Annotated in this window: 3 protein-coding genes; 2 read left to right on the forward strand and 1 reads right to left on the reverse strand. The window is 69.5% G+C overall.

What is annotated here, in order from left to right:
- The coding region (locus tag Q8N19_RS16155; RefSeq protein WP_305592439.1) for an alpha/beta hydrolase at positions 1–268 on the reverse strand (268 nt) is incomplete at its 3' end.
- 155 nt (positions 269–423) lie between these two features.
- Between Q8N19_RS16155 and Q8N19_RS16160 the strand changes: the two genes are divergently transcribed.
- Both Q8N19_RS16160 and Q8N19_RS16165 read left to right on the forward strand, forming a co-directional pair.
- Positions 424–861 (forward strand): Rrf2 family transcriptional regulator, encoded by a 438-nt coding sequence (locus Q8N19_RS16160; RefSeq protein WP_305592441.1) that lies wholly within the window; start codon positions 424–426, stop codon positions 859–861.
- A partial coding sequence (locus Q8N19_RS16165) for an aminotransferase class V-fold PLP-dependent enzyme (protein WP_305592443.1) occupies positions 858–1,461 on the forward strand: 604 nt, incomplete at its 3' end. The genes Q8N19_RS16160 and Q8N19_RS16165, both read left to right, overlap by 4 nt.

A 1,461-nucleotide genomic window follows, 5' to 3' on the forward strand; every position in this document is an offset into this window, starting at 1 on the left:
CCAGGGCGGTGGCGGCGTCGGCTAGCTCGCCGATGCCGGAGTCAAACTCGCCCTGGCTGCGGCCCACGCCGCGGAAGTTGAAGCGCAGGACCGAGAAGCCCCGCTTCATGAACAGGTGATAGAGCTGGACGGCCACCGGATTGTTCATCTGGCCGCCGGCCTTGGGGTGGGGGTGGAGGATCAGCGCCACCGGCGCATTCTCCGTCTTGCCCTGGGCGTATCGCCCCTCGATCCGCCCGGCTGCGCCCGTCAGAACCACCTCTGGCATGCCATCCTCTTGTGCCGCCGAATACTTGACTACAGGGCTTGGTCTTCCTAGATCGCATCCATGCGTTCAGTCGGAAAATTGAGCCCTGCGAAGCCGCGGCTTGTAGCACAGGCTCGGTCTGATGCGCGGGAAAACTGCAAGGCGGACCTGACCCCATGCGCTTGAGCACCAAGGGACGATATGCGGTCATGGCCATGGCGGACCTGGCCCGCCGGGAAGGCGACAAGGCGGTCGCCCTGGCTGAAATCGCCCAGCGTCAGGAGATCTCGCTCTCCTATCTTGAGCAGCTGTTCGCCCGCCTGCGTCGTCAGGGCCTGGTGGTCAGCGCCCGCGGCCCGGGCGGCGGCTACCGGCTGGCCCGACTGGCCAGCGAGACCAACATCGCCGAGATCGTGCTGGCGGTGGATGAGCCCCTGCGGGCCACCCGCTGCACCAAGGACGCCCGCAAGGGCTGCATGCTCAGCGGCGAAAAGTGCCTGACGCACGACCTCTGGGAAGAGATGGGGCGGCAGATCCACGCCTATCTGGAATCAGTCTCCCTGGCGGATGTGGTCCACGGACGTCTGGCCGACCGGGAAACGGTGGCGGCATGACGTCGGTCTATCTCGATCACAACGCCACGGCGCCGGTCCGGCCCGAGGCCCTGGCGGCTGTGACCGCAGCCCTGGCTGCGAGCGGCAATCCGTCATCGGTGCACGCCGCGGGCCGCGCCGCCCGGGCGCGGGTTGAGCAGGCGCGCGGCCAGGTGGCGACCCTGATCGGCGCGCCCCCCTCGACGGTGGTGTTCACCTCCGGCGGCACCGAGGCCAATGCGCTGGCCATAGACAGCGCCGTGGCCGGCGGCTGCCGGCGGCTGCTTATCAGCGCCATCGAACATGACGCCGTCCTGGAGACCGCCAAGGCCTCCGGCGCGGCGGTGGAGCTTCTGCCCGTGACGGCGGACGGCCGCCTCGACCTGGCCGCGCTGGCGGCGCGCCTGGCGGCCTGGGACACCGCGGACGGTCGCCCGTTCGTCGCCCTGATGCTGGCCAATAATGAGACCGGCGTGATCCAGCCTGTGGCTGAATCCGCTGTCCTGGTGCGTGAGGCCGGCGGCTGGCTGCATGTCGACGCCGTTCAGGCGGCCGGCCGCATCGCCATCGACAGCCGCGCCCTGGGCGCCGACACCCTGGCCATCTCCAGCCACAAGCTGG

Source organism: Phenylobacterium sp. (genome assembly GCF_030693405.1).
In the GTDB taxonomy this organism is placed as follows: Bacteria; Pseudomonadota; Alphaproteobacteria; order Caulobacterales; family Caulobacteraceae; genus Phenylobacterium.